This window comes from Alsobacter sp., assembly GCF_059501845.1.
The window spans coordinates 145,359-171,818 of the sequence record NZ_JCACDK010000021.1; the positions used below are offsets into that span (position 1 = coordinate 145,359).

The 26,460-nt window shown below is 69.3% G+C and carries 20 protein-coding genes; 10 read left to right on the forward strand and 10 right to left on the reverse strand.

The window, feature by feature from the left end; all coding sequences use genetic code 11:
• Positions 1-177: 177 nt before the first annotated feature.
• From AC5JCN_RS26205 to AC5JCN_RS26220, 4 genes are all read left to right on the forward strand, one after another.
• On the forward strand, positions 178-3,531 hold the full coding sequence (locus AC5JCN_RS26205) for a helicase-related protein (protein ID WP_495758091.1): 3,354 nt from the start codon (positions 178-180) through the stop codon (positions 3,529-3,531).
• 7 nt (positions 3,532-3,538) lie between these two features.
• Positions 3,539-3,856 (forward strand): RNA-binding S4 domain-containing protein, encoded by a 318-nt coding sequence (locus tag AC5JCN_RS26210; protein WP_495758092.1) that lies wholly within the window; start codon positions 3,539-3,541, stop codon positions 3,854-3,856.
• A gap of 161 nt (positions 3,857-4,017) precedes the next feature.
• Positions 4,018-4,356: a ferredoxin FdxA gene (gene fdxA / locus AC5JCN_RS26215; protein WP_495758093.1), complete on the forward strand. Its 339-nt coding sequence runs from the start codon at positions 4,018-4,020 to the stop codon at positions 4,354-4,356.
• A 322-nt stretch (positions 4,357-4,678) separates the two neighbouring features.
• Positions 4,679-5,272, forward strand: a complete 594-nt coding sequence (locus AC5JCN_RS26220; protein WP_495758094.1) for a CarD family transcriptional regulator — start codon at positions 4,679-4,681, stop codon at positions 5,270-5,272.
• A 115-nt stretch (positions 5,273-5,387) separates the two neighbouring features.
• On the opposite strand, the gene AC5JCN_RS26225 is transcribed toward AC5JCN_RS26220, so the two are convergent.
• The gene (locus AC5JCN_RS26225) at positions 5,388-6,371 is read right to left on the reverse strand and encodes a zinc-binding dehydrogenase (RefSeq protein WP_495758095.1); all 984 of its coding nucleotides are present in this window, start codon (positions 6,369-6,371) and stop codon (positions 5,388-5,390) included.
• Positions 6,372-6,560: 189 nt separating this feature from the next.
• On the opposite strand from AC5JCN_RS26225, the gene AC5JCN_RS26230 reads away from it, so the two are divergent.
• The 4 genes from AC5JCN_RS26230 to AC5JCN_RS26245 all read left to right on the forward strand — a co-directional run bounded on the left by AC5JCN_RS26230 (position 6,561) and on the right by AC5JCN_RS26245 (position 13,332).
• Entirely contained in the window at positions 6,561-8,639 is a 2,079-nt protein-coding gene (locus AC5JCN_RS26230; protein ID WP_495758096.1) for a hydantoinase/oxoprolinase family protein, read from the forward strand.
• On the forward strand, positions 8,636-10,411 hold the full coding sequence (locus AC5JCN_RS26235) for a hydantoinase B/oxoprolinase family protein (RefSeq protein ID WP_495758097.1): 1,776 nt from the start codon (positions 8,636-8,638) through the stop codon (positions 10,409-10,411). The genes AC5JCN_RS26230 and AC5JCN_RS26235 overlap by 4 nt, the downstream gene beginning before the upstream one ends.
• A 211-nt stretch (positions 10,412-10,622) precedes the next feature.
• The gene (locus AC5JCN_RS26240; protein WP_495758098.1) at positions 10,623-11,837 is read left to right on the forward strand and encodes a putative DNA modification/repair radical SAM protein; all 1,215 of its coding nucleotides are present in this window, start codon (positions 10,623-10,625) and stop codon (positions 11,835-11,837) included.
• Position 11,838: 1 nt separating this feature from the next.
• Positions 11,839-13,332, forward strand: a complete 1,494-nt coding sequence (locus tag AC5JCN_RS26245) for a UdgX family uracil-DNA binding protein (protein WP_495758099.1) — start codon at positions 11,839-11,841, stop codon at positions 13,330-13,332.
• 62 nt (positions 13,333-13,394) lie between these two features.
• Here AC5JCN_RS26245 and AC5JCN_RS26250 read toward each other — a convergent pair whose 3' ends face one another.
• From AC5JCN_RS26250 to AC5JCN_RS26260, 3 genes are read right to left on the reverse strand one after another with little or no spacing between them, the layout of a single operon-like run.
• A complete protein-coding gene (locus AC5JCN_RS26250; RefSeq protein WP_495758100.1) occupies positions 13,395-15,647 on the reverse strand; it encodes a xanthine dehydrogenase family protein molybdopterin-binding subunit in 2,253 nt (750 codons plus the stop codon).
• The gene (locus AC5JCN_RS26255; protein ID WP_495758101.1) at positions 15,640-16,692 is read right to left on the reverse strand and encodes an FAD binding domain-containing protein; all 1,053 of its coding nucleotides are present in this window, start codon (positions 16,690-16,692) and stop codon (positions 15,640-15,642) included. The genes AC5JCN_RS26250 and AC5JCN_RS26255 overlap by 8 nt, the downstream gene beginning before the upstream one ends.
• Positions 16,689-17,183 carry a (2Fe-2S)-binding protein gene (locus AC5JCN_RS26260; protein WP_495758102.1) on the reverse strand — a complete coding sequence of 165 codons (495 nt, stop codon included), beginning with the start codon at positions 17,181-17,183 and terminating at the stop codon, positions 16,689-16,691. Before AC5JCN_RS26260 ends, AC5JCN_RS26255 begins: the two co-directional genes overlap by 4 nt.
• 202 nt (positions 17,184-17,385) lie before the next feature.
• Here AC5JCN_RS26260 and AC5JCN_RS26265 point away from each other — a divergent pair, with 202 nt between their 5' ends.
• Positions 17,386-17,961 carry a TetR/AcrR family transcriptional regulator gene (locus AC5JCN_RS26265; protein WP_495758103.1) on the forward strand — a complete coding sequence of 192 codons (576 nt, stop codon included), beginning with the start codon at positions 17,386-17,388 and terminating at the stop codon, positions 17,959-17,961.
• Between the two features lie 12 nt (positions 17,962-17,973).
• On the opposite strand, the gene AC5JCN_RS26270 is transcribed toward AC5JCN_RS26265, so the two are convergent.
• The 3 genes from AC5JCN_RS26270 to AC5JCN_RS26280 are packed head-to-tail and all read right to left on the reverse strand — an operon-like array spanning position 17,974 to position 22,567.
• Positions 17,974-19,149: an efflux RND transporter periplasmic adaptor subunit gene (locus tag AC5JCN_RS26270; protein WP_495758104.1), complete on the reverse strand. Its 1,176-nt coding sequence runs from the start codon at positions 19,147-19,149 to the stop codon at positions 17,974-17,976.
• Positions 19,150-19,163: 14 nt separating this feature from the next.
• On the reverse strand, positions 19,164-22,334 hold the full coding sequence (locus tag AC5JCN_RS26275; protein WP_495758105.1) for an efflux RND transporter permease subunit: 3,171 nt from the start codon (positions 22,332-22,334) through the stop codon (positions 19,164-19,166).
• Entirely contained in the window at positions 22,334-22,567 is a 234-nt protein-coding gene (locus tag AC5JCN_RS26280; protein WP_495758106.1) for a hypothetical protein, read from the reverse strand. Before AC5JCN_RS26280 ends, AC5JCN_RS26275 begins: the two co-directional genes overlap by 1 nt.
• 191 nt (positions 22,568-22,758) lie before the next feature.
• On the opposite strand from AC5JCN_RS26280, the gene AC5JCN_RS26285 reads away from it, so the two are divergent.
• The gene (locus tag AC5JCN_RS26285; RefSeq protein ID WP_495758107.1) at positions 22,759-23,349 is read left to right on the forward strand and encodes a TetR/AcrR family transcriptional regulator; all 591 of its coding nucleotides are present in this window, start codon (positions 22,759-22,761) and stop codon (positions 23,347-23,349) included.
• Between the two features lie 10 nt (positions 23,350-23,359).
• Here the strand turns inward: AC5JCN_RS26285 and AC5JCN_RS26290 are convergent, their stop codons facing one another.
• From AC5JCN_RS26290 to AC5JCN_RS26300, 3 genes are all read right to left on the reverse strand, one after another.
• The gene (locus AC5JCN_RS26290; protein ID WP_495758108.1) at positions 23,360-24,139 is read right to left on the reverse strand and encodes a bestrophin-like domain; all 780 of its coding nucleotides are present in this window, start codon (positions 24,137-24,139) and stop codon (positions 23,360-23,362) included.
• A gap of 210 nt (positions 24,140-24,349) precedes the next feature.
• On the reverse strand, positions 24,350-25,147 hold the full coding sequence (locus tag AC5JCN_RS26295; protein ID WP_495758109.1) for a DUF4339 domain-containing protein: 798 nt from the start codon (positions 25,145-25,147) through the stop codon (positions 24,350-24,352).
• An 85-nt stretch (positions 25,148-25,232) separates the two neighbouring features.
• Complete coding sequence (locus AC5JCN_RS26300) at positions 25,233-26,447, reverse strand: trans-sulfuration enzyme family protein (RefSeq protein WP_495758110.1); 1,215 nt, start codon at positions 26,445-26,447, stop codon at positions 25,233-25,235.
• Positions 26,448-26,460: the final 13 nt, after the last annotated feature.

Below are 26,460 nucleotides of genomic sequence, written 5' to 3' on the forward strand. Positions count from 1 at the left end.
TTCCCGCCGCAATGTTGCCGCTGATCTTGATGCGGAACGAATGAAGACTCTGGAGGAGTCACCGATTCGACCGTGATTCGTTCCCTCAACGTTCCCTGACTCGGCAGGAAAAAGAGTTCTCTTTCGCGCTTTCCCGCTCGCAGCCGGCCACCCCGGCCCCTATATAGTCGGTCGATAATGCTTCCCCGCTCGCTTCCGCCTTCCGTTCGCGCCCGTGGCGTCACGGCCGTGCTCGGCCCGACCAACACCGGCAAGACCCACCTCGCCATCGAGCGCATGATCGGCCACGGAGCCGGCCTGATCGGGCTGCCGCTGCGCCTGCTGGCGCGCGAGGTCTACCAGCGTGTCGTCGACCGCGTGGGTGTGGATGCCGTCGCCCTCGTCACCGGCGAGGAGAAGATCAAGCCGGCCAATGCACGGTTCTGGATCGCCACGGTCGAGGCGATGCCGCGTGACTTGGACGTGCCCTTCGTCGCCATCGACGAGGTGCAGCTCGGCGCCGACCGCGACAGGGGCCACGTCTTCACCGACCGCCTGCTGAACATGCGGGGCCGCGCCGAAACGCTGCTGATCGGGGCGGCCACGGTGAAGCCGCTTGTCGAGGCGCTGATCCCCGGCGTCAACGTCGTCTCCCGCCCGCGCCTGTCCACGCTCAGCTTCGCCGGCGAGAAGAAGATGACCCGCCTGCCGCCGCGCAGCGCCGTGGTCGCGTTCTCTGCCGACGAGGTCTATGCCATCGCCGAGCTGATCCGCCGCCAGCGCGGCGGCGCTGCCGTGGTGCTGGGAGCGCTGTCGCCGCGCACCCGCAACGCCCAGGTCGCGATGTTCCAGAACGGCGACGTCGACTTCCTCGTGGCCACCGACGCCATCGGCATGGGGCTGAACCTCGACCTCGACCACGTCGCCTTTGCCGCCGACAGGAAGTTCGACGGAGCCATGCACCGGCGCCTGAACCCGGCCGAGGTGGGGCAGATCGCCGGCCGGGCCGGGCGTCACCTGCGCGACGGCACGTTCGGGACCACGGGCCGTTGCCCGCCTTTCGAGCCGGAGCTCGTCAACGCCGTCGAGAACCACTCCTTCGATCCGCTGACGATGCTGCAGTGGCGCAACGCCGATCTGGATTTCTCGACGCTCGCACGCCTCGTGGCCTCGCTGGAGCGCTACCCGTCGGAGCATGGGCTGACGCGGGCCATTCCGGCTGCGGACGTGGTGGCTCTGGAGATCGCCGCGCATGACGACGAGCTGCGCGGCTACGCGTCGACAGCGGCGACGGTCGAGCGGCTGTGGGACGTCTGCCAGATCCCTGACTACCGCAAGGTGGCGCCGCAGGCCCATGCCGACCTGGTTTCGACCGTCTACCGCCAGCTCATGCGCCACCAGCGCCTCTCCGACGACTGGTTTTCCCGCCATGTCGAGGACGTCAACCGCACCGATGGCGACATCGACACGCTGTCGAACCGCATCGCCCAGGTGCGCACATGGACGTTCGTTGCGAACAGGCCGGACTGGCTGCGTGATCCCGAGCATTGGCAGGGCGTCACCCGTCAGGTAGAGGACAGGCTGTCGGATGCGCTGCACGAGCGTCTGGCCCAAAGGTTCGTGGACCGCCGCACCAGCGTGCTGATGCGGCGCCTGAGAGAGAACGCGATGCTCGAGGCGGAAATTACGGCGGCGGGAGATGTGCTCGTCGAGGGGCACCATGTCGGACGCCTCCAGGGCTTCCAGTTCGCCCCCGATGGGCAGGCTGCCGGTCCCGAGGAGGCGAAGGCGCTCCGCAACGCGGCCGCGAAGGCGCTCGCGGGCGAGATCGACACGCGCGCCTCCAGGCTCGGCGGATCACCCGACGATGCCTTCGTGCTGGCCAATGACGGCTCGCTGCGCTGGCAGGGCGAAGTGGTCGCCAAGATCGCTGCCGGCGACAAGCTGCTGGAGCCGCGCGTGCGGCTGCTGGCCGACGAACACCTGTCCGGGCCCGCCCGCGAGCAGGTTCAGTCCCGGCTCGACCTGTGGCTCAAGGCCTACGTGGAAAAGCTGCTCGGCCCGTTGCTGAAGCTCGAGGCGCCCGACCAGCTGGGCGGCATCGCCCGCGGCATCGCCTTCCAGATCGCGGAGGCGCTCGGTGTGCTGGAGCGCTCCCGGGTCGCCGAGGAGGTGAAGTCGCTGGACCAGGAGGGCCGCGCCGCGCTGCGCGGCTACGGTGTCCGCTTCGGCGCCTATCACCTGACCGTTCCGGCCCTGCTGAAACCCGCCCCGCGCGCCCTGGCCGCGCAGCTCTGGGCGCTGAAGCATGGCGGCCCCGACGTGAAGGGGCTCGACGACATCCTCCACCTCGCCGCATCCGGCCGGACCTCCATCCCGGTGGACAAGGAGGTCACGCGCGGCCTCTACAAGGCGGCGGGCTTCCGCGTCTGCGGCGAACGGGCCGTGCGCGTCGACATCCTGGAGCGGCTCGCCGACCTCATCCGCCCGGCCATCCAGTACCGGCCCGGCGTGACGCCGGGAACACCTCCGGCGGGAGCGGCCGACGGCGAGGGCTTCGTCGTGACCACGGCCATGACCTCGCTGTGCGGCTGCGCCGGCGAGGACTTCTCATCCATCCTCCGCTCCCTGGGCTACGTCGTCGACAAGCGCCCCGGGCCGGCCATCACCGTCCCGCTGCTGGAGGCGGCGCCGACGGTGCCGGCCGCCGTGACGCCCGCCCCCGAGGCGGCGCAGGCGGAAGCGGTCTCCGGCGAGGCTGCCGGGAGCGAACCGGCGTCGAGCCCTCTGCCCGAGCCGACCGACGCCGCACCGGGCGCCACCGCCCCGGATGATTCCTCCCCCTCGGAGCTGCTGCTCGCCGACTTCGCCGCAGGCGAGGCCGTGCCGGTCGTAGACGCACCAACGGCAGCGGCACCCGAAATGGAGGCAGCACCGGCTGAGGCAGTCCCCGCAGAAGCAGTGGGCACGACGGTCGAGGCCGCCGGCGAGCCTGCGGCGGAGGCATCGGCCGAGGCCGCTGAGCCAGCGTCCGCGCCGGCCGCTCCCGAGGGAGCGGACGCGGCAGAGCCCGTGGGCGAGCCCGAAGTCGTTCTCCTCGAGGTGTGGCGCCAGCACCGGCACCAGGGCGGCCGCCACCATCACAATCGTGACCGTGCCCGCCAGGGCCGTCCCGGCGGTCCTCCCGGGCAGCCCGGGCAGGAAGGCCGCCGCGACGGCGGCCGAAGGCCCGACAACCGGCCACCCAGGCGCGACCAGCCGGCCGTTGCGGAAGCAGGCGCGCCGCAGGGTGAGCGCCCGCGCCGTCCGGAGGGTGGCGAGGCCCGTGATGGTCGGCCTCCGCGCCGCGAGGAGCGGTTCGGCCGCAGCGGGCCGCAGGGCGGCAAGGGTCCGCGCCCCAACGGCAAGCCCGCGGGTGGCAGGCCGGACCGGCAGGGCGGCGGCTGGACCGACCGCCCCCCGCGTGAGAAGCAGCCCGACCCCAACTCGCCCTTCGCCAAGCTGCTCGCGCTGAAGGCCGAGCTCGAGGCCAAGCAGGGCGACAAGGGCTGAGCCGGGGGTGGCCGGACGTCGCGACCCCGGTAAGGAAGACGACGACGCCGGCGATCGCCAGCGGCTGGACAAGTGGCTGGTCTATGCGAGGTTCGCGAAGACGCGCAGCGTCGCCAGCGAGCTGGTCGAGAACGGGCGGGTCCGGGTGAACGGAACCCGGGTGACCAACCCGGCAAGGCCCGTCGTGGCCGGGGACGTGCTCACACTCGCCTTGCCCCGCCAGACCCGGGTGGTCCGCGTCATCGGCGCTGCGGACCGGCGCGGTTCGTTTTCCGTCGCGCAGGGGCTTTACGAGGACGTTTTGCCCGAACCACGCGACGGGTGAGGCCAGCACAGGGCAGATGCGAGCGGATTGCAGGGCGTCCTGCCCTCTCCGGAGCCTTTCGCCGCCTTGCAAGGCCAAGGCTTCTCGGCTACGCATCCGGCCCGGGAGCGTGTTTCGGAGTTCACCTGCAAGCCGGCCTTGACCCGGCCCGGGAGCGTGTCATGACCTATGTCGTCGTCGAGAACTGCATCAAGTGCAAGTATATGGACTGCGTGGAAGTGTGTCCCGTGGACTGCTTCTATGAAGGCGAGAACATGCTCGTCATCCATCCCGACGAATGTATTGACTGCGGCGTGTGCGAGCCCGAGTGTCCGGCCGAAGCAATCAAGCCGGATACTGAGCCTGGACTGGAGAAGTGGCTGGGCCTGAACGCCGAATACGCCAAGACGTGGCCCAACATCACGGTCAAGCGCGACACTCCCGAGGGGGCGAAGGAGCACGACGGAGAAGAAGGCAAACTCGACAAGTACTTCTCGCCGAACCCCGGCGAAGGCGACTGAGAGAAGCCCTTGAAGGTGCGCGCGGGCGGCTGATGCTTGCCCGGCGCTCACATTGCTTTTGATTCGTGCGCCCCGTTGTGCTATTGTCACACCCGTGGTCGATGACATCCAGCACGCTTCGCACTTCCCGACGATTTCGCTCTTCGTGAGCGTGGGACAGGCGGTTTTCGGTCGATTGAACCGGAGCCGGGTGGCCGGAGCGTTTCTTGATATCGGCTGAAGAAAGCAGCGCGGTTCTGACGACGGGGCACGCCGTCAGAGCCGTGGCTTGGTGTGTCGCGCCGGCTGTCCCACAGCCGGTGTCCGGGAGATGTTCGAAACCATGACGAACGTAAAGAAGAGCACCGCGAACCGGCAGGGCTACAAGACCGGTGAATACGTCGTCTATCCGGCGCACGGCGTTGGCCAGATCGTCGCGATCGAGGAGCAGGAGGTCGCCGGCTTCAAGCTCGAATTGTTCGTCATCGCATTCGAGAAGGACAAGATGACCCTGCGCGTCCCGACCGCCAAGGCGGCGACGGGCGGCATGCGCAAGCTCGCCGAGAACGGTCTCGTGACAAAGGCGCTCGAGACGATCACCGGTCGTGCGCGCATCAAGCGCACCATGTGGTCGCGCCGCGCCCAGGAATATGAGGCGAAGATCAATTCGGGTGACCTGATCTCCATCGCCGAGGTGGTGCGCGACCTGCACCGCTCCGACGCGCAGCCCGAGCAGTCCTATTCCGAGCGGCAGCTCTATGAGGCGGCTCTCGACCGCATGGCTCGCGAGGTCGCGGCCGTGAACCGCCTGCACGAGACCGAGGCGCTGAAGCTCATCGAGACGCAGCTCGCCAAGTCGCCCAAGCGGACCAAGGCCACGGATGCCGCCGCCGAGGCGGAAGCCGAGGTCGAGGAAGACCAGGACGAGGCGGCCTGAAAGGCCCCCGCATAGAGATGACGAAGAGCCCGGCCCAGCGCCGGGCTTTTTGCTGTTGGGGCGGCTTAGAGGCCGTGAGTGCGGCGATCGAGCAGGCAGGTGGCTGGCGGCGCCCCTATCCCTGCACGTCCAGCAGCAGCTTGCCGGAGACCTGGCGCGACAGAAGGCGGTCGTACATGGCGTTGGCTTGCGAGAAGGGAAACACTTCCGCGACCGGCGCCTTCAGCGAGCCATCCATCAAGCCGTCGAGAACCAGCGCGACGCCCGCCTTCCATTCCGGTGACCGGAAGTCGCAGTGGCCCACGTGGAGCCGGGTGAAGGTGGCAGACTTCGGTACCAGCCGCTCCCAGAGGTTCGTATAGGGCTTGCCCTCGGCCTCGCCGACACTCACGACGTGGCCGCGCCGCCGCAGCGCGTCGAAGCTGCGGTCGAGAATGCTAGCGCCCGTGGAGTCGACGACCTTGTCGACACCGGCTCCGCCCGTCATCTCCAGGGCCACCGCGACGAAGTCTTCTTCCTCGCGATTGACCACACGCCGCGCGCCGAATTCCAGAGCCTTGGCTTCCTTGCCCTTCGTTCCGACAGTGCCGATGACGGTCGCGCCGGCCTTTGTCGCCAGCTGCGTCACCCACAGGCCCAGTCCGCCGCCCGCGGCGTGGACCAGGATCGCGTCACCCGGCTTCGTCACACTGACAGAGTGGAGGATGGCCCACGCGGTCATGCCCTGGATGTAGAAGGCGGCTCCGGTCTCCAGGCTCATGCCGTCCGGCAGGTGGATCAACCGCTCGGCCGGAAGGGCGCAGCGTTCCGCGAAGCCGCCGGCATTCTCCGAAAAGCCTGCGACACGGTCGCCCACCGCCACACCGGACACCCCCGGCCCGAGCGCGGCCACCGTGCCCGAGAATTCCAGGCCGGCCACCAGCGGATAGCCCTTGGGGTGCGGGTAGATGCCGCTGCGCATCATCGTGTCGGCGTAGTTGCAGCCGCCGCAGGCAACGTCGACGACCACCTCGCCCGGCGCCGCCACCGGCTCGGGAACGTCCCGCACCCCCATGCGGTCGGGACCCGGACCCGGCGACTCGATGACAATGGCGCGCATGTTCACACTCCTGGTGCCGGGCCATGCTCAAGCATCGCCGTTTTCCGCGCAATCCGGACGCCGGGCCGCCGCGGCGCCCCGGCCGCGACTATCAGACATTCACCCGCAGGCCGCCGCGTCACGGATCTTGCTTCGGGCGGAGCGCGGCAGGCATCGTGCCGGTTTCGCAGGCTTGGGGAGTGGTGGGGGATGAAGAGCATCGGCGTCGATGTCGGCGGCACGTTCACCGACCTCGTCCTGAGCGACATGGCGAGCGGGTCCCTTGCCGTGCACAAGGTGTCGACCACGCCCGACGATCCCTCCCGCGGCGTCATGACCGGCATTCTCGAGCTCTGCGCGCAGGCGGGAGTGTCCCCGTCCGAGGTCGCCTACGTCCTGCATGGCACGACGACGGCCACAAACGCCGTGCTGGAGCACAAGGGCGCCGTCGCCGGGATGATCACGAACGACGGTTTCCGCGACATCCTGCAGATCGCGCGGCACCAGCGCGTCGAGCACTATTCCATCATGCAGGAGCTGCCCTGGCAGAGCCGGCCGCTGGTGAAGCGCCGCCACCGAAAGGTGGTGCGCGGACGCCTGGTCCCGCCGCGCGGCGAGGAGCTGGAAGCGCTCGACGAGGAGGGCGTCCGGCGCGCCGCGCTGGAGCTGAAGGAAGAGGGCGTCGCCTCGGTGGCCGTGTGCTTTCTCTTCTCCTACCTCAACCCCGCCCATGAGGATCGCGCCGCGGCCATCGTGCGCGAGGTGATGCCGGACGCCTTCGTCACGACCTCCTCCTCCGTCTCGCCGCAGTTCCGCGAGTTCGAGCGCTTTACGACTGCGGCGCTGGCCGCCTTCATCGGCCCGAAGGTGCGCCGCTACATCGCCCATCTCGAAGGGGCGCTGGCCGAGGCGGGCGTGAAGGGCGACCTGCGCATCATGGCCTCCAATGGCGGCGTGGCGACGGCCGGAATGGTGGCGGAAAAGCCTGCCCTCACGCTGCTCTCCGGCCTCGCGGCCGGCGTGCTCGGCGGGGCCTGGATCGGCGAGCTCGCGCAGCGCAGGCGGCTGATCACCTTCGACATCGGGGGCACCAGCGCCGATATCGGCCTCGTGGTGGATGGGCGTTTCGCCGAGACGGATGCCCGCTCCACCTCGATTGCCGGCTTCCCCCTGCTGATGCCGATGATCGACATCCACACGATCGGAGCCGGCGGTGGCTCCATCGCGCATCTCGACCGTGGCGGCGCCTTCCGCGTCGGGCCGCGCAGCGCCGGCGCCGTGCCCGGACCGGCCGCCTACGGGCGGGGCGGGGCGGAGCCAACCGTCACGGACGCCAACCTCGTCCTTGGCCGGCTCGACGAGCACGACTTCCTCGGCGGCGGCATGAAGCTCGATGCCGGCGCTGCGCGCCTCGCGGTGTCGGGCCTTGCCGAGAGGCTCGGCCTGCCGCTGGAGGAGACGGCAGAGGGCATCCTCACCATCATCAACAGCAACATGGCCAACGCCATCCGCTCGCGCACGGTGCAGAAGGGTATCGACCCCCGCGGCTTCGCCCTCGTCGCCTTCGGCGGGGCCGGGCCTCTGCACGGGGCCGAGGTGGCCGCGATGCTCGGCATTCCCGAGATCGTCGTTCCGCCCTATCCCGGCATCACGTCGGCCATGGGCCTGCTCACGACGGACTTGAAGTACGACGCAGTCCGGACGCAGTTCCAGGTCAGCGGCAAGGTCGACCTCGACCGGCTGAACGCCGATCTCGACTCGATGGAAGCAGGCCTCTCGCGCCAGTTCGAGGCCGACCATATCCCCGCCGCCGACGTCTCCTTCGGCCGTGTCGGGGACCTGCGCTATGTCGGCCAGGGCTACGAGCTCAAGATCCCGATGCCGGCCGGACGCATCGGCCAGGCGGAGCTGGAGGAGGTCTGGCGCGACTTCCACGCCGCGCACCGGGCCGAGTACGGCCACGCCTTCGAGGCGAGCCCGATCGAGATCGTCAACATCCGCGTCAGCGGCGCCGGGCGAATGCCGAAGCTGCGGCCCCTGACGGCGCCGGAAGGAACCACGCTGGAGGCGGCGAAAGTCCGCACCGGGTCGTGCGTTTTCCGCGTCGGCGGAACGCTGCAGCGCTTCGAAACCGCCTTCTACCAGCGCTCGAAGCTGCCGGCAGGCGAACCCTTCGCCGGGCCCGCCATCGTGCTGCAGAAGGACAGCACCACCGTCGTGCCGCCCGGGGCGCGGGCGGTCGTCGACACGGCCGGCAACATCCTCATCACGCTGGGAGCATCGGCATGACCGTGCAGGCCACCGCCACGCGCGTCGATCCCGTCACCGCCGCCGTGATCCACGGCGCGCTGGAGAACATCGCCGTCGAGATGGGCTTCAAGCTGATGCGGATGAGCTATTCCAGCATCATCCGCGAGTCCGAGGATTTCGGCGCCGCGCTCACCGATGCCGAGGGACGCCAGCTCTGCGAGTGCAAGATGAGCACGCCGCTGCAGTCGGGCCCCATCCCCGGCTACATCCGCGGCATCCTGAGAACGATGGCCACGCGTGGCGAGACGCTGCGCGAGGGCGACGTGATCATGCACAACGACCCCTATGGCGGCGCCTCGCACGGACCGGACATCGCCTTCTGCATCCCGGTGTTCCTCGACGGCAGGCTCATCGGCTTTTCCGTGACAACGGCCCACCATCTCGACGTCGGCGCGCTGACGCCGGGGAGCTGCGGCATTGTCGATGCCGTCGACACTTATGCCGAGGGCCTGCAGTTCAAGGCCATCAAGGTGTTCGACCAGGGCCGCCGCAACGACGCGGTGTGGTGCATCCTGCGCGACAACATCCGGGCGCCCGACCTCGTGGTCGGCGACATGGAGGCGCAAATTAAGGCCGCGCAGATCGGCGCGGACCGCTACCTCGACCTCGTGCGGACCTACGGCCTTGCCACCGTGAACGCCGCCTACGAGGACCTGATGGACTATTCCGAGCGGCTGATGCGCGACGCCATCCGCTCCTTGCCCGACGGCGATTACATGGCTGTCACCCACATCGACGGCTACCTCGACGATCCCGACCCCGCGAGGCGAGACCTGCCGATCCAGGTGACGCTGAAGGTGCGCGGCGACAGCATGGTGGTCGACCTCACCGGAACGGCGCCGCAGGTGTCGGACCGGCCGATCAACATGCCGCTGGAGGGCACGGTCGACTGCGCGGTGTGGCTGACCCTGCGCTCGATTCTGCTGGACAGCACGGTCTACGGCGCGATCCCGCAGAACTCCGGCCTGACCCGGCCCATCGAGATCGTCGCTCCCAAGGGGACGCTGGCAAACCCGTCCTTCCCGGCCCCGGTCATCGCGCGCTTCTGCCCGGGCAACCAGCTCGCCGACACAGTCATGAAGGCGCTGTCGCAGGCCGTGCCGAAGCAGGTGAGCGCCGGCATTGGCAACCTCCGCGTGGTCGCCTTCAGCGGCCTCGCCGACGGCCAGCACTGGGTCCATATGGAGATCCTGGAAGGCAGCTATGGCGGCCGCTTCGGGCTGGACGGCATGGATGCGGTGGACACGCTCTACGCCAACACCCGCAACAACCCTGTCGAGGACATCGAGTCCCATCTGCCGCTGCGGGTGAACCGCTACGAGCTGCGCAACGACGCCGTCGCGGCCGGCCAGTGGCGCGGTGGCATCGGCTCGATGCGCGAATTCACCTTCCTCGCCGATGGCGGCTTCTCTATCGAGGGCGACGGCCACCGCTACGCCCCCTGGGGATTCCAGGGCGGTCGCGAGGGCCTTACCGCTGCATTGCGCCTGCGCGGGCGGGAGGGCGCGGAGCACGAGCTCGTGTCCAAGGTGCCCTACCGGGCAGTGAAGGCAGGCGACACGCTGGTATCGCAGGGCCCCTGCGGCGGAGGCTATGGCGATCCGTTCGCACGGGATCCGCAGGCCGTGCTCGACGACGTTCTCGACGGGTACATCTCGCCGGACGCTGCCGCGCGGGACTACGGCGTCGTGGTGGCCGGGCTGGCTGTGGACGAGGCTGGGACGCGGGCGAGGCGAGCTGGCAGGGGCTAACTCCTCTCACCCTGCCCTCCCGTTCGGAGAGAGAGTGCGCTCGCGCGCCACAAACGGCACCGGGAACCCCTCTCCCGAGTGGGAGAGGGGCAGGGGTGAGGGACCCATGCCTCCCGCACGAAGCACGCCCGTGTCCCTTCGCCGCACCATCCCGCCTTGAGAACAAACATCGAACGGCCTACCCTCCGGATCCCGCGTTCCGGAACCCGTCATGGACCTCAAGGGCAAGCTCGAAATCCTCGCCGACGCCGCCAAGTACGACGCCTCCTGCGCGTCGAGCGGCGGGGCGAAGCGGGACTCGTCGGATCGCAAAGGGATCGGTTCGTCCGGCGGGTCGGGGATCTGCCACAGCTACACGCCGGATGGGCGCTGCGTCTCGCTGCTCAAGATCCTGCTCACCAATGCCTGCATCTATGACTGCCTCTACTGCATCAACCGCTCGTCCAGCCATGTGCGTCGGGCGCGGTTCTCGGTGGAGGAGGTCGTCCGGCTGACGCTCGGCTTCTACAAGCGCAACTATATCGAGGGCCTGTTCCTCTCCTCCGGCATCATCAAATCGCCGGACTACACGATGGAGGAGCTGATCCGGGTGGCGCGGACCCTGCGCGAGGAGCACCATTTTCGCGGCTACATCCATCTCAAGGTGATTCCCAACGCCGACCCGCTTCTGGTGGAGGAGGCGGGACGCTGGGCCGACCGGGTGAGCGTCAACATCGAGCTGCCCAAGCCCGAGAGCCTGGAGCGGCTGGCACCCCGCAAGGAGATCGGCGCCATCCGCCGCTCCATGGGCCGGCTGCGCAGCACCATCGAGGAAGCGCCCCGGTCGAAGGGCCGCCCCTTCGCCCCGGCCGGACAGTCGACCCAGATGATCGTCGGGGCCGACGGCGCGGACGATGCGGCAATCCTCGGAACGAGCGTCTCGCTGTACAGCGGCTACAAGCTCAAGCGCGTCTACTACTCCGCCTTCAGCCCCATTCCCGACGCGAGCGCCGGCCTGCCCGCGAAGCCCGCGCCGCTGGTGCGCGAGAACCGGCTCTACCAGGCGGACTGGCTGCTGCGCTTCTACGGCTTCGCGCTCGACGAGATCGTCGCGGGCGGCGATGCGGGGATGCTGTCGCTCGACATGGACCCAAAGCTCGCCTGGGCGCTGAAGCATCGCGAGCGCTTCCCGCTCGATGTGAACCGGGCGAGCCGGGAGGAACTGCTGCGCGTGCCGGGGCTCGGCGTCCGCAATGTCGACCGTATCCTCGTCTCACGCCGGGTGCGCAGCCTCAGGACGGACGACCTCGCCCGTCTCAAGATCTCGCTGCGGAAAGTCTCCCCCTTCCTCGTTCTCCCCGATCACCGGCCGACGCAGCTTCTCGACCGCGCCGACCTCGCCGCGCGCCTGCGCCCCGGCCCGGCACAGCTCGACCTTTTCGGGTGAGATGGCAACGGCGACGACAACGGTCGAGCGAATCCAGCTGGCCGGGCCCTCCGATTTCGACGGGTTCCGGGCGCATGCACGCCGGCTGCTGTCGCAGGGCGTGCCGCCGGACGCTGTGCTCTGGTTGGAGGGCGACACGCCCGACGACCTGTTTGCCATGCCGGGTGAAGGCGGCAGCCGGCCCGGGGAAGGCAGCCGGGCGGTCCCCCGCGTATCCCGCGCCTTCCTGGCTCTCGCCGGCCAGGCCTCGCTACACAGCGACCCCGGCCGCTTCACGCTGATTTATCGCCTTCTCTGGCGTTTGGCCGACGAGCCACGCCTGCCCTCGCTGGCTTCGGACCCGGACATCGTTCGCCTGAACGAACTCGCCAAGGCGGTGCGGCGCGACATTCACAAGATGCACGCCTTCGTCCGCTTCCGCGACATCGAGGGGCCCGCCGGCGAAGCCTTCGTCGCGTGGTACGAGCCCGACCACCACGTGGTCGAAGCTGCATCGAGCTTCTTCGTGAAGCGCTTCGCGAGCCTCGTCTGGACCATCCTGACCCCGGAATGCACCGCGCACTGGACGGGCGAGGCGCTCCTGTTCGGCCCGGGCGCGGGCAAGGCGGACGCGCCGTCGCAGGATCGGCTGGAGGATCTCTGGCGCAGCTACTACGCCAACATCTTCAACCCCGCCCGGGTGAACCCCGAGGCGATGCGCGCGGAAATGCCCAAGCGCTTCTGGCGCAACCTGCCGGAAGCCTCGCTCATCCCCACCCTCGTCGCCGAAGCCCCCGCCCGTGCCGCCGCCATGGTGGACGCCGCGCCGACGCTGCCTGTGCAGCGCCGCGGGGCCGTCCTGGCCGACGCGGCTCCCGCTGCGCCTGTTCCCGCAGAGGGACTGCCCGGCATCGCCGCGGCCGCCCGCACCTGCCGTGCCTGCCCACTATGGGAGCACGCCACGCAGACAGTGCCCGGCGAGGGCCCCGCCACGGCGCGGCTGATGCTCATCGGCGAACAGCCCGGCGATCTGGAGGACATCGAGGGACGGCCGTTCGTCGGCCCTGCCGGACGGCTGCTCGACAGGGCGCTGGCCGAGGCCGGCGTGTCGCGCGGCGGTGTCTACGTCACCAATGCCGTGAAGCACTTCAAATTCGAGCCGCGGGGGAAGCGTCGCCTGCACAAGCGTCCCGCTGCCGCCGAGATCCACGCGTGCCTGCCCTGGCTGGAGCGGGAGCTCGAAACGGTCGACCCGGGCGTCATCGTCCTGCTCGGCGCCTCGGCGGCACAGGCCGTGCTCGGCCGGTCGGTGGCCGTGACGCGTGAACGGGGCGAGCCTTTCGCCCTGCCCGGCGGCCGGACGGGGCTGATCGCGACGCATCCCTCCTACATCCTGCGGCTGCAGACGGATCGGGAGAAGGCCGCCGCCTTCGACGCCCTTGTCGCCGATCTCCGCAAGGCGGGCGAGCTGGCCGAAGCCGGCACGTCCGCCGAGCGGGGAAGCGAGAAGGACTGAGACCCGGCGCCAACCGAGGACAGTCCGGGACGGCACTCGAATATCGGGCGCCTGTCTGTCCGTCAGGTGATCAGGCGTTCGATGCCGACGGGGAACTCGCGGACGCGCACCCCGGTCGCGTGCCAGATGGCGTTGACCACGGCGCCGGCCGAGCCCGTAATGCCGATCTCGCCGACGCCCTTCACCCCGAGCGGATTGACGTGAGGGTCGTGCTCGTCGACCAGGATCGCCTCCATCTCCGGGACATCCGCGTTGACGGGAACGTGGTACTCGGCGAGGTCGGCATTGAGGATGCGTCCCGTCCGCTCGTCGGTGACCGCCTTTTCGTGCAGCGCGAAGGACACGCCCCACACCATCCCGCCCAGGTACTGGCTGCGCACGAGGTGGGGATTGATGATGCGCCCGGCCGCGAATGCGCCGACGAGGCGCGTCGCCCGCACCTGACCGAGATCCGGGTCGACCTTCACTTCCGCGAACACCGCGCCATGGGCGTGCATGGCGAAGTCCTGCGATGCCGGATCGGCGGCAGCCATGCCGGAGCCCTCGACGTTGTCGAGGCCGGCCCGTTCGAGGATTGCGGCGTAGGTCTCCGACCGGGTCTCGTCGTCGCGCCTGTGCAGCCGCCCGTCCCTGGCGACCACGCCCGCATTGCCGGTGCCGAACAGCGGCGAGGCTGCATCGCGGGTGGCGATGTCGGCGAGCTTCGCGATCACGTCTGCGCCGGCATGGTGGATGGCCGAGCCGGCCGTCGCCGTGTGGGCCGAGCCTCCGGCGATGCCGGCATCCGGCAGGTCGGAATGACCGGACCGGAACTCGACCTCGTCGATGTGCAGGCCGAGGCTGTCTGCGGCGACCTGCGCCAGCGCCGTCCAGGCGCCCTGCCCCATGTCGTGCGCGCCTGTCTCGACGATGCCCGAGCCGTCGCGACGGATCACGGCCCGTGCCTTGCCCTGGAACATCAACGCCGGGAACGTCGCCGTTCCCACGCCCCAGCCGACGAGCAGGCCGTCCTCGTCGCGCATCTGCCGCGGCTGCAGCGGCCTGCCGCTCCAGCCGAAGCGCTCGGCCCCGATGCGGTAGCAGTCGCGCAGGGCCTTCGAGGAGAAAGCCTTGCCGGTCATCGGCTCGGTGTCTGAATAGTTGCGCAGGCGGAAGGCGAGCGGGTCCATGCCGCAGGCCTCGGCCATCTCGTCGATGGCGCTTTCCAGCGCGATCGAACCGGTCGCCTCGCCGGGTGCGCGCATGAACAAAGGCGTCCCCGCATCGAGACGCACCGCCTTGTGCGACGTGCGGATGGCGGGGCTGGCATAGACCGTGTGCGAGACCTCGGAGGCGGGCTCGTAGAAGTCGTCGAAGGTGCTGCTGGCGGTCAGCGTATGATGATGCAGGCCGGTCAGCGCGCCATCGGCCGCCGCTGCGAGCCGCAGTGTCTGCCGGGTCGGCGCACGATGCCCGACGGGGCCGTACATCTGCTCGCGCTTCAGCACCAGCTTCACCGGCCGGCCGACCAGCTTCGCCGCCAGCACGCCCAGAACCTGGGGCCCTGAGAGGAGGCCCTTCGACCCGAAGCCGCCGCCGAGAAAGGGGCTGCGGATGAGGATCTTCGACGGCTCCAGTCCGAGCAGGCCGGCGAGCCGGCCCCGCGCCATCTCGAAGCCCTGGGTCGGCGTGTCGATGACCAGCCGGCCCTCTTCGAAGGAGGATACGATGGCGTGCGGCTCCATGGCGTTGTGGTACTGCGGTGGCGTCTCGTAGGTCGCCTCCACTTTGACCTCGCCACCGGCGAGCCCTGCTTCCACGTCTCCCGTCTCGTCGTCGGCCGGATGGCCCACTCCGACCGCCGGCGGCGTCACGGGTTCTGCCGCGTCCAGCGTGGTGCGGGCCGGCTCCGCCTCGTAGCGCGGCGCGAGCAGGGCGGCACCCTCGGTCGCGGCCTCCAGCGTCTCGGCGATCACCACGGCGATAGGCTGGCGGTGGTAGCGGACGCGGTCGTTCTGCAGCAGGTCCAGCCGGAACATGAACGGGTGGAACTTGGCGTCGGGATCCTGCGCTAGCGCAGGGCGGTTCTCCGGCGTCATCACCTCGACGACGCCCGGGTGCGCCTTCGCCGCGGCGACGTCGAGATCGGCGACTCGCCCCCTGGCGATGCCGCTCACCGCCAGAACCGCGTGCAGCAGGCCGGGCCTTTTGGCGTCCGCAGCATAGGGGGCGGCGCCGGTCACCTTGAGGACGCCGTCGCGCCGGGTGAGCGGCTGGCCCATGTTGGACCCGTGGCGCCGGTGGGCGGGGTTCTGCGTCGGCTGGATGTCAGTCATGGGCGGGGGCTCCAGAAGACAGGGGCGAGGCAGGCAGGGCGGGAAGGCGCGCGGGCGTTCCCGCGAGCGCCATGGTCAGCGCGCGTACGACGGCGCGCCTTGCAAGCTCGATCTTGAAGGCGTTGTCGCCGGAGGGACTTGCCCCGGCGAGCGCGGCATCGGCACAGCGCCGGAACGCATCCGGGCCCGGCGTGGCACCCGCCAGCAGGGCCTCGGCCTCGCGCGCCCGCCACGGCTTGTGGGCGACGCCGCCGAGCGCGATCCGCGCTTCCACCACCGTGCCGCCATCGAGGCGCAGCGCCGCCGCGCAGGAGACCACGGCGAAGGCATAGGACGTCCGCTCTCGCACCTTCAGGTAGCGCTCATGCCCCGAGAAGGAGGCCGACGCGGCCGGGAGCCGGACGGCGACGATGATTTCGCCAGGGCGGATCTCCGTGTCCCGGTCCGGCGTATCGCCGGGCAGCCTGTGGAAGCTCTCCAGCGGAATGTCCCGTGTCCCGCCGGGACCGGCGAGTTCGACGATCGCGTCGAGGGCCGACAGCGGCACGCAGAAATCGGAGGGGTTCGTGGCAATGCAGGCCTCGCTCCAGCCGAGCACGGCGTGCAGGCGGTTCTCGCCGCCCAGCGCATCGCAGCCCGCACCGGGATGGCGCTTGTTGCAGGCGCTGGCGGGATCGAAGAAGTAGGTGCAGCGCGTGCGCTGCATCAGGTTTCCGCCGACGGTGGCGGCGTTGCGCAGCTGGCCGGATGCCCCCGACAGCAGGGCCTCTGCCACGGCGGGAAAGCGCCCGGCGATGTCGGGATGGCGCGCTGCGTCCGAGTTGCGGACGAGAGCACCGATCCGCACATCGCCGCCGGGAAGAACCTCGATCCTGTCGAGTCCAGGAAGCCGGCCGATGTCGATGATCCTCTCCGGGCGGGTGGCGCCGGTCTTCATCAGGTCGAGAAGATTGGTGCCGCCGGCCAGGATCACTGCACCGGTTTCCGCCGCGGCCGCGACGGCTTCCGGCAGGGTGGCGGGCCTGAGATAGTCGAACCGGTTCATGCCGCCTTCTCCGCGTCGGCCGCCATGGCCCGTTGCGCATCAAGCACCGCCTGCGTGATGCCGGCATAGGCGCCGCAGCGGCACAGATTGCCGCTCATGCCCTCGCGGATGCGCTCGGGATCGTCGCCCGCGTCGCCCTCCAGGATCAGGCCCACCGCGCTCATGATCTGGCCGGGCGTGCAGTAGCCGCACTGGAAGCCGTCATGGGCGATGAACGCCGCCTGCAGCGGGTGCAGGGCATCGCCCTGGGCAAGGCCCTCGATGGTCAGCACCTCGGCGCCGTCCAGGCTGAGCGCGAGGGCGAGGCAGGAGTTCACCCGCCTGTTGTCGACGAGCACGGTGCAAGCACCGCACTGGCCGCGGTCGCAGCCCTTCTTCGTCCCGGTGAGGTCGAGGCGCTCGCGCAGCAGGTCGAGCAGCGTGACCCGGGGGTCGTCGAGTTCGATGTTGCGGAGGACACCGTTGATGGTGAGTGTCAGGGGGAAACGCATGCGGGGCTCCGATCGGCATCGGTGAGGCGCGGGCGGTCCGGACCAGAAGGTCCGGTGAAGACGGAGTTGACGATGGCTGAACTGACCACGCCGGCGGCGGGGCCCTGATGGGACAGCGCAAGGATGGCTCGCCATCGCAGCCGGTCTTTGTATTATACGGAGGAACCCTCCGCTTAGCAAGGCCGGACGACCTGCCATCGAGATGGAGCGCCGCGCCGTGACGACCAGCCCCCGCTTGCGGGCCGATGCCGCCCGCAACCGCGAGCGTCTTCTCGCCGCCGCCGCGACCGCTTTTGGCGCCGGTGGGGCCGAGGCCAGCCTGGAAGCGGTTGCACGAGAGGCGGGCGTGGGCATCGGCACGCTCTACCGGCACTTTCCGACGCGCGAAGCACTGTTCGAGGCCGTCTACCGGCGGGAGGTCGAGCAGCTCGCGGAGCTCGCCGGGCGCCTTGCGGGGGGTGACCCGCTCGAAGCCCTGCGCACCTGGCTTCACGCGACCGTGAACTTCGTTGCGACCAAGAAGGGCATGGCGGAAGCGCTCGCCATCGTCATGAGCGGCACCTCCGACCTCACCCGGTACTCGTCCCAGCGGTTGACGGAGGCGGCGGGCGGCCTGCTCCGCCGCGCCGTCCAGGAGGGCGCCATCCGCCCGGGCCTGACGGCGGAAGACCTCCTGCGCGCCATGATCGGCATGTGCTCGTTCCACGACGGGCCGGGCTGGAAGGACAGCGTGCTGCGCCTCCTGGACGTGCTGGTGGAGGGAATGCGCAGCCGGTAGGCGCCGTGCAACCTACTGCGCCGAAGCGGTCTTGCCCTCCAGCGGCTGCACCGGCAGCCCGGGTCCGATCTTCTGCAGGTTCCCGGTGATAACGCGGTCGCCCTCGGCTATGGCGCCGTGCGCGGCGACCAGCTCGGCATCCTGAAGGCCGAGGGTGACGAAGCGCTGCTCGACCGCGCCGTTCTGGCCCACGACATAGAGGTATTTCCCGAGCTGGCTGGACCCCACGGCCACCTGCGGCACGAGCAGCGCGCCGGGCTCCTCGCCGACATGCAAGCGGACGCGGACATACTGGCCGGGAAGCAGCGCGAAGTCATCGTTCTGGATGGTGGCGCGGGCCGTGATGGTGCCGGTGCCGCGATCGACGGCATTGTCGACGAACGTCACCTCGCCCTTGTGCACGGTGGTGTCGTTGCCCGGCAGCACCACGTCGACGGTGACCGGCCCGGCCGCCTGCGCCTTCCTGATCTGCGCCAGGTCTGTCTCGCTTGGCGAGAAGGTGACGTAGATCGGATCGAGCTGCACGAGCGTGTTCAGCGGCGTGCCCGTCGCCGTCACCAGCGTCCCCGTCGAGGCGAGGTTGCGGCCGAGCCGGCCCGCGAACGGAGCCCGGATTTCGGTGTAGCCAAGGTTCAGCTCGGCGGTGCGGATCGCGGCGCGATCCATGTCCAGCGCCGCCTCGGCCTGGCGCACGGCGCTGGTGCGCTGGTCGAAGCTGTCCCTGGCGATGTTGCCGCTGCGCGACAGCTCCACGGCCCGGTCGAGGCTCGACTTCAGGTAGTCGAGATTGGCGTTGTCCTTGACGATCTGCGCCCGGATCTGGTCCAGCGCGGCCTGGAAGTCGCGCGGGTCGATGCGGTAGAGCAGATCGCCGGCCTTCACGTCGGAGCCGTCGGCGGCCGCCTGCTCCTGAAGAAAGCCGGGCACCTTGGCCTGCAGCGTGACGGTACGAACCGCTTCGGTGCGCGCCGGATAGTCCAGCGTGACCGGCACGCTGCGCTTCACGACGGAAGCGACGGGCACCGGCATGGCCTGGGGCGCCTGGGGCGCGGCCGCTTGCGGCTTGGCGGGTGCGGAGGCTCCGGCCTTCTCCGCGCCGATGTCCAGTCCCGTGCGGATCCAGGGATGGACGAGGGTGACGCCGGCCAGCGCGACGGCAACCCCGAGGGTGAGTTTCCAGGTCGACATGGGGGATCTCCGGATCATTCGGCCGGGCCGGGAAGCGGCTGGCCGTGTGCATGGGCGATGTGACCGGCCTCTGCCACCGCCACCGGCCGGCGTTCGCGCCAGCGCTCGATCACGACGTAGAAGACGGGCACGAAAAGCAAGGTGAGAAGTGTCGCGGCCAGCATGCCGCCGAACACCGTGGTGCCGATGGACTGGCGGCTGGCGGCACCAGCGCCGGTCGCGATCATCAGCGGCACCACGCCGAGGATGAAGGCGAACGCCGTCATCAGGATCGGCCGAAGGCGAAGCCGTGCCGCCTCCATCGCCGCCTCGACGATCTCCATCCCCTCCTCGCGGCGTCGCCGCGCGAATTCGACGATGAGGATGGCGTTCTTGGCGGCAAGGCCGATCAGCATGACGAAGCCGATCTGCGAGTAGACGTCGATCGGCAGCCCCCGCAGGGCGAGCGCACCGAGCGCACCCAGCAGCGCCAGCGGCACGGCGAGCAGCACCATGAACGGCATGGTCCAGCTCTCGTACTGCGCGGCGAGGATGAGGAACACGAACACGATCGCCAGCACGAAGACGAGCGAGGCGACCGAGCCTGCCCGCAGTTCCTGGAAGGTGATGCCCGTCCACTCGAACGCATAGTCGCGGGGCAGCACGGTCCTTGCCGCCCGCTCCATCGCCGCGACCGCCTGGCCCGAGCTGAAGCCGGGCGCGGCGGCGCCGTTGATGAGCGCCGAGGCGGAGTTGTTGTAGTGCGTCACCGTCTCGGGGCCGACGACCGGCTTCAGCGTGCCCAGCGTGTTGAGGGGCACCATCCCTCCGGCCTCGTTGCGCACGAAGAGCCGGGAGAGGTCGGACGCCGAACCGCGCGCGTCCTGCGCCGCCTGCAGGGTGACCCGGAAGGTGCGCCCGAACAGGTTGAAATCGTTGACGTAGAGCGAGCCGAGCTGGATCTGCAGCGTGTTAAAGATGTCGGGCAGCTTGAGGCCCATCAGCTTCGCCTTGTTGCGGTCGAGGTCGTACTGGTACTGCGGCGTCGACGAACTGAAGGTCGAAAAGATCGCCTGCGGGTTGATCTCCGGCTGCTTGCGGGCTTCCACGAGCAGCGCCTGCGTGACCTCGTTGAGCGCGGCCGAGCCGCGCCCGGTGAGGTCCTCGACCTGGAACTCGAAGCCGCCGGTGGCGCCGAGACCCGGGATCGAGGGTGGATCGAAGCTGAGCGCGAGCGCATCAGGGATGCCGAGCAGCTTCGGCCGGACCCTGGCGACGATCTCGCTCGCCTTCATCCCGGGGGCGGTACGCTCCTCCCAAGGCTTGAGGATGGCGAACTCCACCGCGGAGTTGGACTGCGCCGCCCCGGTCAGGAAGTTCAGCCCGCTGATCGAGCCGACGATGTCGACGCCCGGCGTCTCCTGCAGGATCGCCCTGACCTTTCGCGCAACAGCGTCCGTCCGCTCCAGCGAGGCGCCGTCGGGCGCCTGTACGACGACGAAGAAGTAGCCCTGGTCCTCGACCGGCAGGAAGGTCGAGGGCGTGCGGCTCCACAGCCAGTACGTGCCCCCGAGACCCGCGACGAACAGAATCAGCATGGGCCAGCGCGCCCATACGAGGCCTCGGATCGAGCGGGAATAGGCGTGCGAGAGCCAGCCGAAGGCGGCGTTGAACCAGCGGAACGGCGGGAAGCTGGGCGGGCCGCCATGGCGCAGGAACGCGGCGGCAAGCGCCGGGCTCAGGGTCAGTGAATTGAAAGCCGAGATGCCGACCGAGATCGCCACCGTGAGCGCGAACTGGTTGTAGAGCCGGCCCGCGACACCCGGGATGAAGGCGACCGGGATGAAGACGGCCATGAGCACCGCGGTGGTGGCGATGATCGGGCCCGTCACCTCCTTCATCGCCGTGCGCGCCGCCTCCAGGGGCGGAAGGCCGGCCTCGAGCTGCCTTTCGACATTCTCGACGACGACGATGGCATCGTCGACGACGAGGCCGATGGCCAGAACCATGCCGAGCAGGCTCAGCATGTTCAGCGAGAAGCCCAGAGCCAGCATCACCGCCAACGTCGCGATGAGGGAGACGGGAATGGCGATGACGGGGATGATCGTCGTGCGCCAGCTCTGCAGGAAGATGAAGACCACGGCCACGACGAGCACCAGCGCTTCGCCGAGCGTGATCAGCACATCGTGCATCGAGGCCGAGACGAAGCGGGTGGTGTCGTAGTGCATCGCCCAGGCGATCCCCTTGGGGAAGCGCGTGGCGAGCTCGTCCATCTTCTCCTTGACGTGGCGCTGCAGCTCGAGCGCGTTCGAGCCGGGCATCTGGTAGACGCCGAGCACGACCGTCGGCTCGTCGCCGAAGAACGCCGACGACGCATATTGCAGCGCGCCGAGTTCGATGCGGGCGACGTCGCGCAGGCGCACCACCGCTCCGGAGGCGGGATCGGCACGCACGACGATGTCGCCGAACTGCTGCGGGTCGGAGAGGCGGCCGGTGGCGTTGACCTGAAGCTCGAAGGGCGTGCCCTTGGGTGCGGGCGACTGCCCGATCTTGCCGGCGGCAACTTGCAGGTTCTGCTCCGCGATGGCGCCCTGCACGTCGACCGCGGTCAGGCCCAGATTGGCGAGCCGGTCCGGGTCGAGCCAGACGCGCATGGAATAGCGGCGCTCGCCGAAGATCTGCACGTCGCCGACGCCGGGTAGACGCTTCAGCGGGTCGACGATCTGCAGGAAGGCATAATTGCTCAGCGTCACCGGATCGACCGTGCCGTCCGGCGAGGTGAGGTTCACGATCAGCACGAAGTTCGGGTTCTGCTTGCGGATCGTCACGCCAGCCTGGTTGACGATGGCCGGCAGCGACGAGGCCGCCTGCGAGACGCGGTTCTGCACGTCCACCGCGGCGGTGCTCAGCGGGTAACCGACATCGAAGGTGACGGTGATGGTCGAGCTGCCGTCATTGGAGCTCGTGGAGGACATGTAGGTCATGCCCTCGACGCCATTGATCTGCTGCTCCAGCGGAGTGGTCACCGTGTCTGCGACAACCTGCGCGCCCGCGCCGGGGTATTTCGCGCTCACCACCACCTGCGGCGGCGTGATGTTGGGAAATTGCGAGACGGGCAGCAGCCCATACGCGATCGCGCCGGCCAGCACCATGATGATGGCGATGGCCGAGGCAAAGATGGGCCGGCTGATAAAGAAGTTGACCATTACCAGATACCCCCGGCCGGCGCGGCAGACACCTTCCGCTCCGCGGCAAAGCGCGCCTGAACGCAGGCGCTGATCCTGTCGCGCGAGCGCCCGAGGCGGCGCTTTGCAATTTCGCTGCCGATCCGCACGAGCTTGCTGCGCAGCCGCTCGGGATCGACCCGGTCGGCCTTCATGACGGAGCGGATCAGCGGGTCCGACAGGAGTGTGTCGAGATCTGGGTCGGTCGGGGTCATGGGACACTCCTTCGGCCGGGGGTTGCCGAGGACTGCGCGGGACAACACATCCCTGCTGCGGGAACCGGGAGGTTCCGCGCGGCTTGACGCACTCCGGTGGGGGTGTTACCTGTCAGTAACAAGCCGGAAGTTACAGACCGGTCACACCCTCGTCAACCCACCCGACGGGATTTTTTCGCGAGGAGGAGGAGATGGATATCTGCTCCAAAGGACGTCCGAGAAACCGGATTGTCGACACGGCGCAGGATCTTTTCCGGGAGCACGGCATCAAGGGCATCGGCGTCGATGCCATAGCCGAGGCTGCCGGAACCAACAAGATGACGCTGTACCGGCATTTCGGCTCGAAGGACGAGCTGATCGCCGAATGCATGCGCGAGCAGGCCCGCAAGGCCGAGGAGAAGTGGGCGGAGATCCTCGCCGACAATCCCGACCCTGTCGCCGTCCTGCATACCTGGGTGCGGCTGGTCTCCAAGAAGATCACGGCCGAGCACCGCGGGTGCGACCTCGCCAACGCTGCCGTCGAGATCCCCGATCCCGACCATCCCGCCCGCAAGGTGGTGGATGCGTTCAAACGCAGCCAGCGCGACCGGATGGTCGGCCTGTGCCGCGACGCCGGCGCGGTCGATCCGGAACAACTCGCCGACACGCTGTCGCTGCTGCTCGAAGGAGCGCGGGTGAGCCGGCAGAGCGTCGGCCCCGACGGCCCGTCGGCACGCTTCATCGACATCGCGGAGGCCGTGATCGCCGCATCGATCGGCGTGGCGCAGCTGGCGCCAGCCTAGCCCTGAGCGGCTAGAGAGGGTTATCGTCGTCGAACACGCTGGCAATGGGGTGGGGCGCGATGCTGGCCTCTCCCCGGAACGGCTCGTCCATCACGAGGATGAACGCGATCACGAGGCCGATGGCGGCCATGTGAAGCGTGATCAGCGACACGCTGGCAAAATCCAGCGGATGGCGCCCGTTCAGCATCATGGCGCCCAGCAGAAACGCCGCGATCAGCCACCAGAAGATCGCGGGCACCGCGCGGGTCGCTCCGGCCAGCCGGTCGTGCCTGAATTCGTGCAGCCGGTCGAGAAGTGAGCCCAGCGTCCCCGCCATGTCCGGCCGGAGGGAGGCAATGGACCGCACGCCGACGAAGAGGCGCGTCAGCGCCTCCCCCGCCTGCTGCGACAGTGCCGGCCTCGACTGTCCCAGCGACGGCCAGTCGAACTCGACCACCGCCTTGGCGTAGTCGCGGACGTGTTTTCTGACGGCGCCCGCTTCCTGGCTGCCGATCAGCCCCAGTTCCCAATCGAGCCGCTCCAGGGTCGCCGCCTCCCGCAGGACGGCGTCGTCGGCCTTGCTCATGTTGGCACGGGCGTCGCTGAGCACCAAAGCAAGCACGAACACCGCGAAGGCGAGCAGGCTGCTGTGCACGATTTCCGCAAGCTTGGTGTGTGCTGCCAGGGTGTCGCCGCCCGTGGCGAAGAAGACGGCGCGCGACAGGAGGGCGAGGATCACCGCGAGCGCGGCGGTGGTTGCGGCGCCGACCATCAGTATCAGGCCGTCAGGCAGGTGTCCGACCAGATCCATGAACCAGTCCAATCAAGAGCTCGCGTCTGGTGGCGGGAACGGGCCGTGTCCGTCCGTCCTCACGCCGGGATGCCGTGCCGGCGAGCAGCTAGGACTAGGCTCTCGCAGCGGGCGTGGCTTGACATCCGGAGACACGGGATCGCTCGCCGGGGACAAGCAGATGGGCGGGTGCTGGTTCTGCTGCTGCCGGACGTGTTCCGGCCGATCGCGTCAGGCCGGGGCATCCCCACCCGCGACGTCCCTTCGGTGATGTCCGCGGGCGTGCCTTGGCTGCGGCCTGCCGTCTTCTGCTTCCGCCCGCGCGAGAAGCATGCGCGCCAGCACCCCCTCTCCCAGCCGCTCGGTAACGGCCCGGAAGGCGAAGTACGGCACGAGGACGAGCACCATCAGGAACGCCGTCGCCAGAACCTGCAGCGCCGAATCCCCTGTCATCTCGGCGAGCACAGCCGCAGGCGGCTTGTGATGGAACCACCCCACGATCACCTCCTCGATCACATTGAGGAGGATGAGGAGGCCGGCGAAAAGCAGCGCCTTGCGGCCGATCTCGACGAGCATGCGCCCGCCGCCTGTCCGATGCTCCCCGACCTTCGCCGCGTGCAGGAGAATCAGGAACTTACCAAGGATGAGCGCCTTGGCCAGAGCGAAGCCGATTGGCGCGAACGGAACGCCCGCACCGCGGAGAATGGCGGCCTTGTACAGGATCAGTGCGCCGAAGCAGACGTAGAGATAGGCCGCGATGACGCCGTACTCGATGAGCTCACGGCGCGCCCGCTCCGCAACCGTTGGCTTGTGCGCCGCTTTGTCCGCCAGCTGGGGAGCAGCGGCCGCAAGCCCGAGCGCAGGGCGCAGAGCCTCGATCTCGCGTGCATCCGACCAGCCTTCGAGGCCGTCTTTCCAGACGAGGACAGGCCCCGTCCGCGTCGCGGCCAGCACCGCCAGTTCGGTGGCGGAGAGAGGTCCGGAGACCTCTCCATCGTCAGCCACGTACCACTCCCCCGTACCCGCCATGTCGCGCTCCGTCCGGCCATCCCCAGCAGAACCTACACGGGACGGCACAGCGCTGCTTGTCCCTGCGGGACAGGCGGTCAGCGTGTCATGCCTGAGCGTCGAGGGCCTGCTCGACATCCGCCAGGATGTCGGCCGGCGTTTCGAGGCCGACCGACAGCCGCAGCAGGCCCTCGGCAATGCCGTGGGCGGCGCGCTCGGCCGGGGTGTACTGGGCGTGGGTCATGCTGGCCGGGTGCTGCACCAGCGTCTCTGCGTCTCCGAGACTGACGGCGCGCTGGACGAGCTGCAGGCGGTTCATGAAGGCGAGCCCGGCGGCCAAGCCGCCTGTCAGCTCGAAGGAGACGAGACCGCCGCCGCCCGTCATCTGGCGGCGCGCCACGTCGCGCTGCGGGAAGCTGTCGAGGCCGGGATACATCACCCGCTCCACGGCGGGATGCCGTTCCATGAGGCGCGCCAGCTCCGTCGCCGTCCCGACGTGCCGCTCCATGCGGAGTTCCAGCGTCTTCAGCCCGCGCATCACGAGGAAGGCGGCCAGCGGCGAAAGCGTCGCGCCCGTGAGATAGCGCAGGCCATGCGCACGGACCTGCGTGACGAGCGACCGGGAGCCCAGCACGGCGCCCGCAAGCAGGTCGCCGTGGCCCGAGAGGTACTTGGTCGCGGAGTGCACGACGAGGTCCGCGCCATGCTCGATGGGCCGTTGCAGGACCGGCGTGGCGAAGGTGTTGTCCACCACCGTGAGCGCCCCGGCGTTGCGGGCGAGCGCGGAAATGGCGGCGATGTCGATGACGCGCAGGTTCGGGTTGGCCGGCGTCTCGCAGAAGACAAGCGCCGCCCCTTTCCCGAGCGCGCCGGCCACGGACTCGAGCCGGGTGAAGTCGGCGGTGACCACCTCGATGCCGAACTTCGGCAGCCCCTTGGTGAAGAGCGTGAAGCTGTTGCCGTAGAGGGTCCAGTCGACCACCACCCGGTCGCCTGCCTTCAGCAGGGTCCAGAGCGTCGCCGAGATGGCGGCCATGCCGGAGGCCAGCACCAGACCTGCCTCCGCACCCTCCAGGCTGGCGAGCCGCTCCTCGAGCACGGCCTGCGTCGGGTTCTTCGTCCGGCCGTAGATGTAGCCGTCCTTCTCGCCGCGGAAGAGCGCCGCGCCCTCCTCCGCCGACTCGAAGGTGAAGGTCGAGGTCATGTAGACGGGCGGCGACAGCGCTCCCTTGGCGTCCGCCGGATCGTAGCCGTGGTGAATGGCGCGGGTGGCGAAGCCGGGTCGGTCGTTGCGGCGGTCGGCCATGATGTCGTCCCTCATCTGTCTCCGGTCT